This is a genomic window from Candidatus Methylomirabilota bacterium, from assembly GCA_036005065.1.
GTDB lineage: Bacteria > Methylomirabilota > Methylomirabilia > Rokubacteriales > DASRDR01 > DASYQW01.
Genome location: DASYQW010000063.1, coordinates 1 through 13,025, shown reverse-complemented (window position 1 = coordinate 13,025; position 13,025 = coordinate 1). Strand labels below are relative to the sequence as shown.

General features: G+C 69.5%; 15 protein-coding genes. 9 read left to right on the top strand and 6 right to left on the bottom strand.

All coding sequences use genetic code 11. The annotated features are described in order from the left end of the window. The first annotated feature begins 95 nt into the window (after positions 1 to 95). From VGW35_04780 to VGW35_04765, 4 genes are all read left to right on the top strand, one after another. Positions 96 to 554 carry a hypothetical protein gene (locus VGW35_04780; GenBank protein HEV8306959.1) on the top strand — a complete coding sequence of 153 codons (459 nt, stop codon included), beginning with the start codon at positions 96 to 98 and terminating at the stop codon, positions 552 to 554. 169 nt (positions 555 to 723) lie between these two features. After that, positions 724 to 2,037 (top strand): extracellular solute-binding protein, encoded by a 1,314-nt coding sequence (locus VGW35_04775; protein HEV8306958.1) that lies wholly within the window; start codon positions 724 to 726, stop codon positions 2,035 to 2,037. Between the two features lie 91 nt (positions 2,038 to 2,128). Then, complete coding sequence (locus tag VGW35_04770; GenBank protein HEV8306957.1) at positions 2,129 to 3,028, top strand: sugar ABC transporter permease; 900 nt, start codon at positions 2,129 to 2,131, stop codon at positions 3,026 to 3,028. A 157-nt stretch (positions 3,029 to 3,185) separates the two neighbouring features. Further along, complete coding sequence (locus VGW35_04765; GenBank protein HEV8306956.1) at positions 3,186 to 3,989, top strand: carbohydrate ABC transporter permease; 804 nt, start codon at positions 3,186 to 3,188, stop codon at positions 3,987 to 3,989. A gap of 169 nt (positions 3,990 to 4,158) precedes the next feature. Here VGW35_04765 and VGW35_04760 read toward each other — a convergent pair whose 3' ends face one another. The 6 genes from VGW35_04760 to dapB all read right to left on the bottom strand — a co-directional run bounded on the left by VGW35_04760 (position 4,159) and on the right by dapB (position 8,665). Continuing rightward, positions 4,159 to 4,944 carry a zf-HC2 domain-containing protein gene (locus VGW35_04760; GenBank protein HEV8306955.1) on the bottom strand — a complete coding sequence of 262 codons (786 nt, stop codon included), beginning with the start codon at positions 4,942 to 4,944 and terminating at the stop codon, positions 4,159 to 4,161. An 11-nt stretch (positions 4,945 to 4,955) separates the two neighbouring features. Further along, complete coding sequence (locus tag VGW35_04755; GenBank protein HEV8306954.1) at positions 4,956 to 5,468, bottom strand: sigma-70 family RNA polymerase sigma factor; 513 nt, start codon at positions 5,466 to 5,468, stop codon at positions 4,956 to 4,958. A 122-nt stretch (positions 5,469 to 5,590) separates the two neighbouring features. After that, entirely contained in the window at positions 5,591 to 6,121 is a 531-nt protein-coding gene (folK, locus tag VGW35_04750) for a 2-amino-4-hydroxy-6-hydroxymethyldihydropteridine diphosphokinase (GenBank protein HEV8306953.1), read from the bottom strand. A 1-nt stretch (position 6,122) separates the two neighbouring features. After that, a complete protein-coding gene (gene folB / locus VGW35_04745; GenBank protein ID HEV8306952.1) occupies positions 6,123 to 6,509 on the bottom strand; it encodes a dihydroneopterin aldolase in 387 nt (128 codons plus the stop codon). Positions 6,510 to 6,601: 92 nt separating this feature from the next. Beyond that, positions 6,602 to 7,774 (bottom strand): LL-diaminopimelate aminotransferase, encoded by a 1,173-nt coding sequence (locus VGW35_04740; protein HEV8306951.1) that lies wholly within the window; start codon positions 7,772 to 7,774, stop codon positions 6,602 to 6,604. 90 nt (positions 7,775 to 7,864) lie between these two features. Beyond that, the gene (gene dapB / locus VGW35_04735) at positions 7,865 to 8,665 is read right to left on the bottom strand and encodes a 4-hydroxy-tetrahydrodipicolinate reductase (GenBank protein ID HEV8306950.1); all 801 of its coding nucleotides are present in this window, start codon (positions 8,663 to 8,665) and stop codon (positions 7,865 to 7,867) included. Positions 8,666 to 8,917: 252 nt separating this feature from the next. On the opposite strand from dapB, the gene VGW35_04730 reads away from it, so the two are divergent. The 5 genes from VGW35_04730 (at position 8,918) to VGW35_04710 (ending at position 12,599) form a co-directional block, all read left to right on the top strand. After that, positions 8,918 to 10,450, top strand: a complete 1,533-nt coding sequence (locus VGW35_04730) for an acyl-CoA carboxylase subunit beta (protein ID HEV8306949.1) — start codon at positions 8,918 to 8,920, stop codon at positions 10,448 to 10,450. A 45-nt stretch (positions 10,451 to 10,495) separates the two neighbouring features. After that, entirely contained in the window at positions 10,496 to 11,239 is a 744-nt protein-coding gene (cobS, locus tag VGW35_04725) for an adenosylcobinamide-GDP ribazoletransferase (protein HEV8306948.1), read from the top strand. Between the two features lie 5 nt (positions 11,240 to 11,244). Next, positions 11,245 to 11,886 (top strand): histidine phosphatase family protein, encoded by a 642-nt coding sequence (locus tag VGW35_04720; GenBank protein ID HEV8306947.1) that lies wholly within the window; start codon positions 11,245 to 11,247, stop codon positions 11,884 to 11,886. A gap of 2 nt (positions 11,887 to 11,888) precedes the next feature. Then, complete coding sequence (locus tag VGW35_04715) at positions 11,889 to 12,251, top strand: RNA-binding S4 domain-containing protein (GenBank protein HEV8306946.1); 363 nt, start codon at positions 11,889 to 11,891, stop codon at positions 12,249 to 12,251. A 147-nt stretch (positions 12,252 to 12,398) separates the two neighbouring features. Beyond that, on the top strand, positions 12,399 to 12,599 hold the full coding sequence (locus VGW35_04710) for a hypothetical protein (protein ID HEV8306945.1): 201 nt from the start codon (positions 12,399 to 12,401) through the stop codon (positions 12,597 to 12,599). The last annotated feature ends 426 nt before the right edge of the window (positions 12,600 to 13,025 follow it).

The window sequence follows — 13,025 nt, the reverse complement described above, 5'->3', positions numbered from 1 at the left end:
CGCACGTCGTGAGCCGGCCCGCGTCGGGGGCACTGGCATGGCCGAGCGCGCGTCGTGAGAGAATAGGCGGGCCGAACCGGTGGAAAGGAGGGACCATGGCAGAAGATTGGGCGAAGACGGTCGCGAAGAAGGTCGAGGGCCGGGTGGCCGAGGAGGCCGAGCGGCTGGCGACCCAGCGAAAGCGGTTCGAGGACGGCGTCGAGCGGTTCCGCAAGCAGCTGCTCGACCTGGTGGCGGCGGTCAACGCCAACATCGCGTCCGAGACCCACCGCATCCAGGTGATCGTGCTCGACAACGGGATCATCCTGGCGGCGGCCTACAAGCGGGTGATGACGACCGAGGAGATCGGCGCGACCGAGGGCATCCCGGCGTCCGTCGGCAAGGTCACCGTGGCCCGCGAGAATCGCAAGGCGCTGGCCGCGCCCGCCGAGCCGGAGGAGATCTACATCACTACGACCGGCACCCAGTCGACGTTCTACCGTCGCCCGGCGGGACAACTCAAGATCATGGGGGACGGCGAGTTTCGCCAGCTCATCGAGTATTTCGCGAACTGAATCCCGCGGGAGAGGCCGCCGAGGCCCTCTCCGGAATCGACCGAGCCCGCTTGACCCCGGCGCCGGGCGGTGCGATAGAATCGCTCTACCGACCGTCTTGCCTGGCTGATCCGAGTCCCTGGACCCGCCGTACCCGGTCTTCGGCGCGGAGCCTGAGAGGAGGCGTACCATGACCCAGACCTCGACGCGATGCTGGATGGCTCGTCTGGTGGCGGTGCTCGCCGTCGGCCTCGTCGGATTCGCCGGGGCGGCCACGGCGGATGCCCAGTCGGTGGAGCTGAAGATCGGCTACATGCCCCATCCCATCCACGAGAACTCGCTGAAGTGGATGAAGCAATGGGCCGCGGAGCACAAGGTCACGCTGACACCGGTTCCCATCTCCTACGAGGTGTACGTCGAGAAGATGACCGCCAACCTGACCTCGCGGGGTGGCCAGTACGACATCATCTGGCACAACGACGACTGGGGACAGCTCTGGGGGCGCTACCTCGAGCCGGTCGACGATGTCTCGGCCATCAAGAAGATGACTCGCTTCATCCTGGAACCGCCGTTCGTGTGGGAAGGGAAGGACACCGGCGTCCCCTTCGTCGAGACCATCGGGACGTTCTTCTACCGCACCGACGTCCTCAAGGAGAACGAGGTCCCCCGCACCTGGGATGACCTGGTCAAGACGTCCCAGCGGCTCCAGAAGGAAGGGAAGGTGAAGTGGGGCTTCGTGGGCGGCATGAAGTACCCTCACGGCTGGTTCTCGTTCTTCTGGTCGATCTGGGCCAACGGCGGAGACCTGTTGGTGCCGCTCCACGAGCGTCGCAACGCCGAGCTCGCCAAGGCGGGCTGGAAGGCCGCGATCGCCGAGCCGGAGGCCGTGCAGGCCGTCGAGTTCTGGTGGGACGCCATCAAGGTGCACAAGATCAGCCCGCCCGGCATGCCTGGCTATTCCCGCGACGACGCCAACGCCATCTTCATGGCCGGCGACGCGGCGATCACCATGGCCGACACGACCCTCTACGGGAAGTTCAACGACCCCAAGCAATCCAAGGTGGCCGGCAAGATCAGCGTGGCGCCGTTCATCATGGGGCCTCGCGCGAAGTTCAAGTCCATCGCCTGGCGGGATGCCTGGGCCTGGGCCATCCCCATCCACGTCGATCCGGCCAAGAAGAAGGTGGCCAAGGAGATGCTCAACTGGCTCAACCTGAACCACGAGGTTCAGGTCGATCTCTGGAAGGCCACCGGCGGATTCCCGCCGAACGAGGATGTTCAGAAGGAGCTGGCCAAGAGCGACGCCGTGTTCCGCAAGTTCCGGGCGGCCACGGTCGAATCGGAGAAGATCATCCACGGCGCCTTTTACTTCGCCCGCTGGCCCGAGTTCTTCGCCACCGGCATCGACTACATGGTCAAGGCGGTGACGGGTCCCCGCGAGGCCATCAAGGCGGCCCTCGAGGAGGGGGCCAAGAAGATGAGCGAGATCGCCGCGCGCGAGTAGATCCCGCACGGTGGCGGTGATCGCATTCCGACGCGAGCCCCGGCGGCTGCTTCGGCCATCGCCGGGGCTCGTGGCTTGAGGCGAGGCGAGCATGCGACAGCCGGCCCGCCGGCGGTTCGGCGAGCGCGAGCGGTTCATGGCGGCCCTCATCCTGCCCGCCTTCTTTGTCCTGGTCGGCTTTCAGATCGTGCCCATCCTGATCGGCGCCAACGCGAGCTTCCGGCGGTGGAGCCTGTTCAACCCCGCGAAGACGTTCGTCGGCCTCGACAACTACCGCCGGATCCTGACGGATCCGCTCTTCTACGGCACCGTGCTTCCCAACACCTTCCTGTTCATGGGCTGCACGGTCCTGATCGGGCTCCTGGCCGGGCTCGGCCTGGCCGTCATGCTGAACCGCCGTTTCCGGGGGGCGCGGCTGGTGCGCACGGCGATCCTGCTGCCGCTCATGGTGCCGCCGGTGGTGGCGGCGATCATGATCACCTGGATGTTCAACGACCAGTTCGGGATCGCCAACGTGATCCTGGAGACGCTCGGGCTCGAGCCGATCCCCTGGCTCGTCGGGCGGTGGACGAGCCTGGGCATCGTCATCATGACCGATGTCTGGCTCTGGACGCCGTGGTTCACCATTCTGATTCTGGCGGCCCTGCAAACCTTGCCGTCCGAGCCGCAGGAGGCCGCCCGGATCGACGGGGCGGGCGCGTGGCAGGCGTTCCGGTACGTCACCCTTCCGCTCCTCCGGCCGGTGATGATGGTCTGCATCGTCATTCGTGCGATCGACGCGTTTCGGGTCTTCGACATCGTGTGGACGATCACCAAGGGCGGCCCGGCTCGCTCCACCGAAGTCTTCAGCATCTACGCCTACAAGCAGGCGTTCGTCTACCTGAACTTCGACCTCGGCTCGGCCGCCTCGCTCATCGGGGCGGCGATCATCATGGTGGTCGGGGGCGTCCTCTACAAGGTCCTCGGCTACGCCGTGGAAGTGTCGCGCTAGCCTCCTCAAAGGGGGGCTCACGCCCCCCTTTGACGAACCCCCCAAGGAGGGGTTGCGCGGGCGAAGCCCGCGCGCGGAGCGGAACATCATGAGCATCGCGGTGATGCTGGCACGAGTCGCCCGCTTTACGCGGAAAGGCGACTAGAGGGAGGTCGGGATGCTGGGGCCGGGGTGGAAGCGCGCGTTTTTCGGGCTCGCCATCACCGCCGTGACCCTCCTCATGGTCTTCCCGGTCGCCTGGATCCTCCTGACCTCGCTGCGTCCGGCGTCAGGCGTCTTCTACGTCCATCGGGGCACCGAGTTCACGCTGGGCAACTTCGCGGAAGCCCTGGCCAAGCCGGAGATGAAGGAGTCATTCGTCAACAGCGCCGCCATCGCCACGCTGGCCACGGTCTTCTCGCTGGCGGTCACGATCACCTCGGGATACATGCTGTCGCGGTTCAAGGGGGCGGCCAGCAGCCTCTGGTTCGGCCTCATCTACGTGTTCCGCTGTATCCCGTACATCTCTTGGGTCATTCCGCTCTACCTGCTGACCCAGTGGATGGGGATCCTCGACCGCTATCTCGGGCTCCTGCTGCCCCACATCGCGATCCACATCTGCTTCTTCTCGTGGATCATGAAGGGATTCTTCGACGGCATCTCCCCCGAGGCCGAGTACGCCGCGTATCTCGACGGCTGCTCGCGCTGGGGTGCCTTCTTCCGCATCGCCGTGCCCATGGCCACGCCGGGCATCGTCGCCCTGTTCATTCTCTCCTGGCTCTACACCTGGAACGAGTTCCTCTTCGCGCTCATCCTGACCGGGAGCCGCACGCCGATGCTGACCGTCCGGATGGCTCAGTTCGTGCACGAAACCGGCATCGAGTGGCATCTGATGAGCGCCACCGCGGTCATGGCGATCGGGCCGGCTCTGCTGGTGACGCTCTTCGCCCAGGAGTACGTCGTGAAGGGGCTGAAGATCTGAGGGCGGGCTGGGCCGCGGAGGCCCCCTCCCATGGTCCAGGACCGTGTCGGAGTAATCAGCGGCCGATGACCCCAATCACGGAATGCGTCGAATAGCGTCCGAGCGGCGGCTGTGCCGCCGCCACGACGGGGGGGCATCGGGGGGGTCTTCCGAGACCCCCCGAGATGACCTAGAGGGCCTTGCGCATCTTGAGGAAAAGCTGCCGGCTGCGGGGATCGTCGAGGTCCGAGACCATCAGGTAGGCGTACTCGCCCTGCTTCCAGTAGATGACGTGGAAGCCGTCGAACTCCCGCATGTACGGACGGTACTGCTCGATCTGAACACGCCGCTCGTTCGGCATGGGCAGATCCTTGCCCGGCAGGGCGAAGTACGTGGTGATGAACCACGCGTGGTCGCGGAGCACCACCGCCGCCGCCTTGTGGGTGGCGATGACCGTGGGCCGCGCCGTCAGCAGGGTGAGCTCCGCGTCGCCGGCGAATGCCGGGGGAATCTGGACGTTGGTGAGGGACCGCACCGTGGCGAAGGCCGAGGCCGGGTCGGACACCTCGCCGGCGATGACCTGGAGCTGGAGCAGGATGCGCGTGTGCTCGGTCACGGCGCCCTGGAGCAGTCGCTCGAACGGGTCGGCGGTCGGATCGCGTCGGAAGTGAAGCCACGGCGAAAGGGCCAGGAGGACCACCGCGGCCGCCACCGCCGCGGCGACCCATGGACGGGCGAGCCATCGGAGCGGGCGGACGGGCTCGCGCCCGATCCGCCGGATGCGTCGGTGGAGCGCGGGCGAGGCGGGCGTGCGTCGCAGGCTCCGCACCATCGACGCCAGCGCGTCGTCGGCCTGGCGCACCCGCCGGCAGAGTGCGCATCGGGCCAGGTGCTCCTCCACCGAGGCGGCGGCCTCGGGCGGCAGCTCACCCCGCCGGTGCTCTTCGAGCAGGTCCCGGGCCTCCTGGCAGTCCATCGGCGTATCGGTCAGCCGGCGCGGTAATCGCTCAGGCGCCGGCGGAGGAGCCGCCGCGCCCGGAACAGGCGTGACTTGACCGTCCCCACCGGCGTATCCATGATCTGGGCGATCTCTATCAGCGTGAATCCTTCGAGATCCGCGAAGAGGAGCACCGACCGAAACTCCTCGGGGAGGTCGGCCAGGGCGCGCTCGAGGTCGATGGCGGTGCCGACCGAGGCGACCGGCAGCTCGGCCTCCCAGGCCTCATCGGGCCCATCGGCGGACTCCTTGTCGAGGACGGCCAGCTCGCGCGAATCCCGGCGGTAAAAGGTCAAGAAGGTATTCCTCAGGATTTGAAACAACCAAGCCCGGAGATGCGTTCCCGGCTCGAAGCGGTGGGCGAACCGGAACGCCCTCAGGTAGGTCTCCTGGACCAGGTCCTCGGCGTCGGCGGGGCGTCGGGTCAGGTACAGCGCGAAGTTGTGCAGCGCGTCGAGGTGGGTGAGGGCCTGCTGACGGAAGTCGGCGGAAGGGTCGGACACGTCATCCGCTCCGTGCCGCCACGCTAACTCAAATCGCAGGGGGCCTCAAGGGCCCGTCCGGGGGCTGATCCCCTCTCGGGCTGAGTGAGGGGCGGGGCGGCAAATCCGCCGGCCGCTGCCACTCAGGCGGAGAAGGGAAAGATGCTGCGGGTGTCCTCCGTCTCGGCCAGGAGATCGCGGATCGACTGGTAGAGGGTGGGATGCTCGACGTCGGGAGCGATGTCGGCCAGCGGCGCCAGCACGAACCGGCGCAGGTGGAGGAACGGATGCGGGATCTGGAGATCGAAGTCGCTCACGATCTCGTTCCCGTAAAGCAGGATATCGATGTCGAGCGTGCGCGCCACGTACTCGCCGGGCTGGGCCGAGGTGGTGAGCTCCCGGATCCGGCCGGCCCCCGTCTCGATCTCGTGCACGAGCTCGAGCAGGCGGCGCGGAGGGAGCGCCGTCTCGATCTCGACCGCGCAGTTGAGGTACCAGCGCTCCCGCGTCACCCGCTGCTCGGGCCACGGCTCCGTCTCGTAGACCTGTGAGCACGCGACCACCCGGACCGCGTGGTGCCCCCCGAGGTGCCGGAGGGCCTCCTGCAGGTAGTGCTGGCGATTGCCGAGGTTCGAGCCGAGTGACAGAAACACGCGCGCCATCGGCGTCCCCATGCTACCGGCTTCGCTTCATCTGGACACCCGGGACGGCCGCGATGCCGTCGAGGGGGGCGGTCACCTTTCGCACCCGAACCGTCACCTCGCGGGCGGGGAACTCGCGCAGAAGGACCTCGGCGAGGATCCCGGCCAGGCGCTCCAGAAGCCGCACGCGCTCTCCGGTCCCGGTTGCGACCACGCGCCGGACAACCAGCCCGTAGTCCACGGCCGCCTCCAGGTCGTCCGACAGGGCAGCGGGCGTGAGGTCGAGAGTGAGCTCCACGTCCACCGAGAACCACGCCCCGACGTCCTGCTCGGCCTCGGTGACCCCGTGGTGGCCGTAGAAGCGGATGTCCTCGACAAAAAGTATATCAGACTCGCCGCGGGAGGGCCGGACGGGGCTCATCGCCGCGTTGCCCCGTCAGGATTCAAGACACTCACGGTCGACCGCCGGGTGACAGGGTGAGCGAGTGGTCGGCCGTCCCGGCCCCGGCCGTCTCACAGCGAGAGCCGGCCGAGCCGCTCCAACGCCTCGGCGATCCGCGCCGCGTCCACCGTCAGGGCGATTCGGTAGTACCCTTCGCCCGAGGGGCCGAAGCCGACGCCGGGCGTGACGACGACGCCCGCTTCCTGGAGAAGCCGCGAGGCCCACTTCCGAGAGTCCGAGCCGTCCGGGACCGGGGCCCACACGAAGAACGTGGCCCGCGGCGCTGTCACCGGCAGTCCCAGCTTCCGGAGGCCCCGGACGACCACGTCCCGGCGCTCCTGGTACGTGGCGCGGAGCTGCGTGACGTAGTCCTGCGGCCCGGTGAGCGCCGCGATGCCGGCCTCCTGGACGGCCTGGAAGACGCCGGAGTCCACGTTCGTCTTGACTCGCCCGAGCCCGGCCAGCACGTCCCGGTTCCCCACCACGAAGCCGATCCGCCAGCCGGTCATGGAGTAGGTCTTCGAGCAGGAATGGAACTCGACCCCGACCTCCGTGGCGCCGGGGACCTGGAGGAAGGACGGAGGCTCGTAACCGTCGAAGCGGAGCTCGGAGTACATGGCGTCATGACAGACGATGAGGTTGTGGCGCCGGGCGAAGTCGACGACCCGCGCGAAGAACTCGCGGGTGGCGACGGCCGCCGTCGGGTTGTTCGGGTAATTGAGGTACACCATCCTCGCGCGTCGCAGCACGTCGGCCGGGACCGCATCCAGGTCGGGAAGGAACTCCCGCTCGGCCCGGAGCGGCAAGAAGTGGGGCTCGCCGCCGGCAAACCAGGTGCCCGCGGCGTACACCGGGTAGCCCGGGTCCGGGACCAGGACGACCTCGCCCGGGTTCACGAAGGCGAGGGGCATGTGGGCCGTGCCTTCTTTGGAGCCGATGAGCGCAAGCACCTCGGTGACCGGGTCGAGGGCGACGCCGAAGCGCGTCCGATACCAGGCCGCGGCCGCCTCCCGGAAGCTCAGGAGGCCCTCGTAATCCGGATACCGGTGGTTCTTCGGCTCGCGTGCCGCCCGGGCCAGCGCCTCGATGACGTGGGCCGGGGTCGGCAGGTCGGGATCGCCGATCCCGAGGTCGATGAGATCCGCGCCGCGCGCCCGCGCCTCCTTCTTCTGGCGATCGATCTCGGCGAACAGATACGGGGGCAGTCGGGTGAGGCGGTCCGCCAGCTGAACGCGAAGGCCCACTGTCTAAACTCCCTGTCCTTCCCCGGGGGAGGCCGGCCCCATCCGTTCGCCGAACGGCGAACGGCCCGGCTTTGCCGGGAGGGCCGAGAATCACAGCATGAGGACGTCGTGCATCGAGTAGAGACCGGGCGCGGCGGCCGCGATGAAGCGAATGGCCCGGAGGGCGCCCCGCGCGAAAGTGTCGCGGCTGTGAGCGCGGTGGGTCAGCTCGAGCCGCTCACCGAGCGTCGAGAACACCACGGTGTGCTCGCCCGCGATGTCGCCGCCCCGGAGCGCGTGGACGCCGATCTCTTTGGCGCCGCGCTCGCCGACTATCCCGTGGCGGCCGTACATGCCCACCTCGTCGAGATTCCGGCCGAGCGCGTCCGCGATGACCTCGGCCATCTTCTGGGCGGTGCCGCTCGGCGCGTCCTTCTTCATCCGGTGGTGGATTTCGGTGATCTCGACGTCGTACTCGTCGCCCAGCGTCCGGGCCATCAACGCCAGCAGGCGGAAGGCCAGGTTGACGCCGACGCTCATGTTGGGGGATAGCAAGACGGCGGTGCGGCCGGCCAGCGCCTTGATCTCGTCGAGCTGGGCCGACTTGAGCCCGGTCGTGCCGATGACGGCCCGCGCGCCCCGGTCGGCGGCGATGCGGAGGTGCTCGAGGCTCGCCTCGGGCGTCGTGAACTCGACGAGCACACGGCCTCGCGCGAGGACGGGCACCGGGTCGGCCCCGATGAGGACCCCGAGAGGCCCTCCCCCGGCCACCTCACCGGCATCGCGACCGACGGCCGGGTGCTCGGGTCGCTCGAAGGCCGCCACCACCCGGAGGTCGGGGCTCTCGCGTGCGAGCGCGATGATGCGGCCCCCCATCCGTCCGGCCGCCCCGGCGACGACGAGCTCGATCATGGCCGAAGACCGCCGACGATGGCCCGGCCGCCCCTAGTCATTTCGGGGGGGTCTCGTAAGACCCCCCCTATGCCCCCCCGTCGTGGCGGCGGCTAAGCCGCCGCTCGGAGCACTCCTTGATGCACCACGCGCTCGGCGGTCGGCCCCGGGTTACTCCGACAGCCCGCCAGGTCGGCCGGCGGGCTGGCCCGCGACCGGCGGGAAGGGATGCGCGTCTCGGCTGGTTGTCCGCGTCGCAATGCGGGTGCTACCATGGCGCCCGTGAGCGAAGACCACCTTCGGCAGGAAATCGCGCGCGTTCAGCAGGGCAACGTCCGCCACCGGGAGAAGCTCCGGGAAGAGGGCAAGCTCTTCGTCCGCGACCGGCTCGCGCTTCTCCTGGATCCGGGGACCGGGTTCGAGGAGGACTGGCTTCTGGCGCGCTCGCGAGAGCCCGAGACGCCGGCCGACGGGGTCGTGACCGGCGTGGGCACCGTCCTCGGCCGCCCGGTCTGCATCATGGCCAACGATTACACGGTGAAGGCGGGCTCCTGGGGGGAGAAGACCGTCCAGAAGATCGTCCGAATCCAGGAGAAGGCGGCCCGGCTCCAGATTCCGCTGCTCTACCTGGTCGACGCGGCCGGCGGGCGGATCTCGGAGCAGATCCGCATCTTCCCCGGCCGCTACCACGCCGGCCGGATCTTCTACAACGAGGTCCAGCTCTCGGGCGTGGTGCCGCAGGTCTGCATCCTCTTCGGGCCGTCGCCGGCCGGCTCGGCGTACCTTCCGGCGCTGACCGACGTCGTCATCATGGTCGAGGGCAAGGCCTCCATGTACGTGGGATCGCCCCGGATGGTCGAGATGGCGATCGGCGAGAAGGTGGACCAGGAGGCCCTGGGCGGCGCCCGGATGCACTGCCAGGAATCCGGCTGCGGCGACATCCTGGTCGGCTCCGACGAGGAAGCCATCGAGGTCGCCAAGCGCTACCTCGCCTACATGCCGTCGAGCCACCGCGGGCGGGTGGCGGCCATCGAATCGGCCGAGCCCGCGCCGGGCCGGCCGATCGACGCGATCGTCCCCTACGACCAGCGCAAGTACTTCGACATGTACGAGGTCATCGACCGCGTGATCGACGCCGGGTCGTGGCTCGAGCTCAAGCGGCTGTTCGCCCGGGAGGTCATCACCGGCTTCGCCCGCATCGGCGGGCGGGCGGTGGGGATCGTCGCCAACCAGCCGAAGGTCAAGGGGGGCGTCCTGTTCGTCGACTCGTCGGACAAGGCAGCCCGTTTCATCTGGCTCTGTAACGCCTACAACATCCCGCTCGTCTATCTGGCGGACGTCTCGGGCTTCATGGTCGGGTCGAGGGTCGAGCGGGCCGGTATCATCCGCCACGGCGCCAAGATGATCTTCGCCACCGCCCAGGCGACCGTGCCGAAGATCTCCGTCATCGTTCGAAAGTGCTACGGGGCCGGGCTCTACGCCATGTGCGGGCAGGCCTATGAGCCGGACGCGGTGCTGGCGCTCCCCCAGGCCCAGATCGCCATCATGGGTCCCGAGCCCGCGATCAACGCGGTCCATTACAACCGGATCATGGAGCTCAGCGGCGAGGCCCGCGCGGAATTCGTTCGGCAGAAGCGTGAGGAGTACCAGCAAGACATCGACATCTATCGGCTCGCCTCGGAGATGCTCGTGGACGACGTGGTCCTGCCGTCGACCCTCCGGGCCGAGCTCGTCAAGCGCCTCGCCTACGCCGAGACCAAAGAGCAGCGATTCCCGCCTCGCCGCAACGCCATCTATCCTGTCTGATCGCTTGCCGGGTGCCCTTCCTGCCCGCCGAGGCCTGACCGCGCCGTGCGCCACCTCCTCTCCGCCTGCCGATACCTCACGATCCTGCCGGTGCCCCGAGGCGAGGGCTCCGAGGACCTGGGCCGGGCGGCCGGCTGGTTCCCCATCGTCGGCGCGGTCCTGGGCAGCCTGCTGGCGCTGACCGCCGTGGGTCTCGGTGCGGTCGTGCCGCCGTTGGTCCTTGCCGCGCTGGTGGTGGCGCTCTGGGCGCTGCTGACGGGCGGGCTCCACCTCGACGGCCTGGCCGACACGGCGGACGGACTCGGGGGAGGATGGAGCCGGGAGGAGGCGCTCGCGATCATGCGCGACGCGCGCACCGGAGCCTACGGGGTGGCCGCCATCGTCCTCGTCCTCGGCCTCAAGATGGCCGTCCTGGCGAGCCTGACGCCGAGTGTCCGCTGGCGGGTCCTCGTCACGGCGCCTGTGCTCGGCCGTCTGGCCCCCGTTCTACTGGCCCGGCTGTGCCCGGCGGCCCGTCCCGAGGGCGCTGGCCACGCCTTCACGCGGGCCCTGGAGCCTACCGGGGCCGGCGTGGCATCGGTCGTCGCCGTGGCCGTGGCGCTGGGTCTGCTCGGATGGGCGGGGGCGGTCCTGGGTCTGATGGCCGCGGCCGCGGCCGCCGGCTTCGCGCTCTACCTGCGCCGCCGTCTGGGCGGGCTGACCGGCGACTGCCTCGGCGCCCTCGTCGAGGGGACCGAGGCGGCCACCCTGGCCGTGGCCTCTGGCCTGGCGCACCTCGGGCTCGCATGATGCCGGTGTCCACCTGGGTCTACCTGATCCGGCACGGCGAGGTCGAGCGGGCGGCCGAGGGCCGCTTCTTCGGCCACACGGATGTCGCCCTGTCCGCGACCGGGGTGCTCCAGGTGGAGGCCGTGGCGCGGCAGCTCGCGCTCGAGCCGATCGAGGCGGTATACGCCAGCGACCTGCTGCGCGCGCGGCAGTCGGCGGCGCCCCTGGCAGGATCCCGCGGACTCGCGCCGGTGGAGCTGGGCGCGCTCCGCGAGATGGCGATGGGACGCTGGGAGGGCTTGACGTTCCGGGAGATTCGCCAGCGGGAGCCCGACGTGCTCGAGCGCTGGCTCGCGAACTTCGCGACGCTCCCGTTTCCCGACGGGGAAACGCTCGAGGAGCTCCAGGCACGCGTGATGCCGGCGTTCCGAGAAATCCTGGGCCGGCACCCCGGGCGGCGGGTCGCCGTCGTCGCCCACGGAGGGACGAATCGCGTCATTCTCTGCGACGCCCTCGGGATGCCGCTCGGGAACATCCTGCGGCTCGCCCAGGACTATGCGTCCTGGAGCGTGATCGAGTACCGGCCGGAGACGGCCATTCTCCACACGCTGAACCAGCGCGTCGCCGGGATCGCGGCGGCGCCCGTGGAGAAGACAGCCGTCGGCTGAGGATGGACGGGACTCGGCTCGACCGATGGCTATGGGCGGCGCGGTTCTACAAGAGCCGGAGCCTGGCGCACGCCGCCTGCGAGGGCGGCAAGGTCGACGTCAACGGTCAGGCGGCGAAGCCCTCCCGGGCCGTGCGCGTCGGGGATCGGCTCCGGCTCACGCTGGGCGAGTGGCGACGCGAGGTGGTGGTTCGCGGCTTGAGCGAGCGGCGGGGTCCGGCCAGCGCGGCGCAAGCGCTTTACGAGGATCTTTCACCCCCCCCGCCCAGGCGCCACCGCGAGCCGCCGCCGGTCGTTCGCGTTCCCGGCCTCGGCCGGCCCACCAAGCGCGAGCGGCGCCGCCTGGACCGCCTCCGTCCCGGGTGAGAATCGCTCCCGAGGCCATTCGCGTCCGGCATGGCTGTTGCACGCGCGAAAGGGCGACGGGGAGGCTCCGGGGGGCGCCGGCCTCCTCTGCGTCAACCCGGGGCGTCGCCCGAGCGACGTACCCCCGAAGCAAAGGAGAACAGAGGCGTGAAGACGGATGACGGCGAAAAGCGGGCCCGGCGCACCGATGCGCCGCGTGAGGTTCGGATCCCGGAGAGTGTCTTCCTCTCGCGACCCGATCTGTGGAGTCGCGAAGGGCTGCAGGAGTACCTGCGCGAGAACGGAATCGATCCGAGCGCGCCCTACCACCGCGAAGAGGTCTTCGTCCAGCTCGACGCGGCCGCTTGACAGGGCGACACGGCTGGCCGGGACACGCCGGGCGCGACGATCGCGCTCCCGGCGCGGGCGCCGGCCGGTAGCCGTGAAGGCCGCCGCTCTGTCCGCCTAGCGCTCCTCACCCGGAAGCCTGCCTCGATCCCCTGCCAGTCGGCTGTCGGGAGCCACGTTTGCGCGAGGCCCCGGCCAGGCGGGCCCGAGTAATCGCGCGCCAACACCTCGCCCAGCCGCCGCGGGTCGGTGTTCCACTCCGAGCGCGGGCTTGCCCGCGCAACCCTCCCGGGGGAGGGTCTGGGAGGGGGCCGTCGAGGCCCCCTCCCATGATCTAGCACCCCCGGCCGCGGACGGTTGTCGTCACGGGCGCCGTCAGGGTATCCGCCTTCAGCACGTAGGCCGTCGTGCACCGGGGGGACACGTCGCGGGTGCCGGTCGGGGCGG

Coding starts and splice junctions, on each gene's coding strand:
- VGW35_04780 (HEV8306959.1), top strand. CDS start 96: ATGGCAGAAGATTGGGCGAAGACGGTCGCGAAGAAGGTCGAGGGCCGG.
- VGW35_04775 (HEV8306958.1), top strand. CDS start 724: ATGACCCAGACCTCGACGCGATGCTGGATGGCTCGTCTGGTGGCGGTG.
- VGW35_04770 (HEV8306957.1), top strand. CDS start 2,129: ATGCGACAGCCGGCCCGCCGGCGGTTCGGCGAGCGCGAGCGGTTCATG.
- VGW35_04765 (HEV8306956.1), top strand. CDS start 3,186: ATGCTGGGGCCGGGGTGGAAGCGCGCGTTTTTCGGGCTCGCCATCACC.
- VGW35_04760 (HEV8306955.1), bottom strand. CDS start 4,944: ATGGACTGCCAGGAGGCCCGGGACCTGCTCGAAGAGCACCGGCGGGGT.
- folK (HEV8306953.1), bottom strand. CDS start 6,121: ATGGGGACGCCGATGGCGCGCGTGTTTCTGTCACTCGGCTCGAACCTC.
- folB (HEV8306952.1), bottom strand. CDS start 6,509: ATGAGCCCCGTCCGGCCCTCCCGCGGCGAGTCTGATATACTTTTTGTC.
- dapB (HEV8306950.1), bottom strand. CDS start 8,665: ATGATCGAGCTCGTCGTCGCCGGGGCGGCCGGACGGATGGGGGGCCGC.
- VGW35_04730 (HEV8306949.1), top strand. CDS start 8,918: ATGGCGCCCGTGAGCGAAGACCACCTTCGGCAGGAAATCGCGCGCGTT.
- VGW35_04715 (HEV8306946.1), top strand. CDS start 11,889: ATGGACGGGACTCGGCTCGACCGATGGCTATGGGCGGCGCGGTTCTAC.